The organism is Pseudomonas sp. P5_B2 (assembly GCF_056400445.1).
In genome coordinates this window covers 1-824 of sequence record NZ_JBFULH010001234.1, presented here as the reverse complement: position 1 = coordinate 824, position 824 = coordinate 1, and the positions used below count along the sequence as shown (strand labels likewise).

General features: G+C 58.4%; 2 protein-coding genes and 1 pseudogene. All 3 read right to left on the bottom strand.

Annotated features, from left to right (window positions below):
* Nucleotides 1-137, bottom strand: a pseudogene (locus AC1DRJ_RS30445) (VRR-NUC domain-containing protein); the annotation flags it as partial.
* Nucleotides 134-352 (bottom strand): DUF3310 domain-containing protein, encoded by a 219-nt coding sequence (locus tag AC1DRJ_RS30440; protein ID WP_477805379.1) that lies wholly within the window; start codon nucleotides 350-352, stop codon nucleotides 134-136. The gene AC1DRJ_RS30440 and the pseudogene AC1DRJ_RS30445, both read right to left, overlap by 4 nt.
* On the bottom strand, nucleotides 349-824 hold a 476-nt coding region (locus tag AC1DRJ_RS30435; RefSeq protein WP_477805378.1), incomplete at its 5' end, for a replication protein P. The genes AC1DRJ_RS30440 and AC1DRJ_RS30435, both read right to left, overlap by 4 nt.

The window sequence follows — 824 nt, the reverse complement described above, 5'->3', positions numbered from 1 at the left end:
TGATAAATCAGATCGGCTACGTCTGGCATGCGAATTCGCAGCTCAGTCATCAACGCGGCCTGCTCCTGTCCTTCGCGGTCGACTGACTTGGCACGGACGGCCTTCTGCTTGAAAAGCTTCGGACTGGCCGTCTTCATTCCGGAGCCCTCGCCTGCTCAAGCTCGATCAACAACTCGAGGAAATGCTTCGCCTTCTCCAGATCGGCAATCCCGCCCTTGTCACGCCACCGGGTCACGTACTTGATGACGCTGCCTTCGGCGAACGGAATGCTGTTCGCGTGGATGTATTCAATCGGTTGGATCTTCAGTGCCTTGTAATGGCCGCCAGCGACCTGGGTATTCAATGCGCTCATGCGGATGCTCCAGCGCGGCGCGCGCGCAGTTCAGCCAGGGCTTTATTGCCAACATCGGGAGTTCGTTGAGTTTGCGGTGCTGCCAATTCCGCCACCGGCACTGGACCGAGCTGCTCACCCATCCAGACCTTGCGAACCTGTTCCAGATACCGCTTCTCGAAGCTGATCAAACCCAGCTCTCGACTGAGCAGTGGCAGGCTGTTAAATCCAGCGGCGGCGGTTGCGTGGTAGACGGCCGGGTGAAACCACTTCGCAACGCCGTGCATCGTTRGGTGGCAGTTACGAAGGGCCTGCTTGTAGGCCGTCTCCACGTTCGGCAGCGGTGGGTTCAGCATTTCCGGCATTGGCACGCAGCCTTGAATGAACTTGCCGACACTCGGGATGAAGTCGGAAGGTTCGGCGCGGCAGCGGATCAGGCCGATATCGATCTGCTCTTGGGTACAGATCCCGTTTTCGATGAACGCTTGTAACC

What these genes read in the sequence shown, in the direction of transcription:
- AC1DRJ_RS30440 (WP_477805379.1), bottom strand. Translation starts at nt 352, where the DNA reads ATGAGCGCATTGAATACCCAGGTCGCTGGCGGCCATTACAAGGCACTG.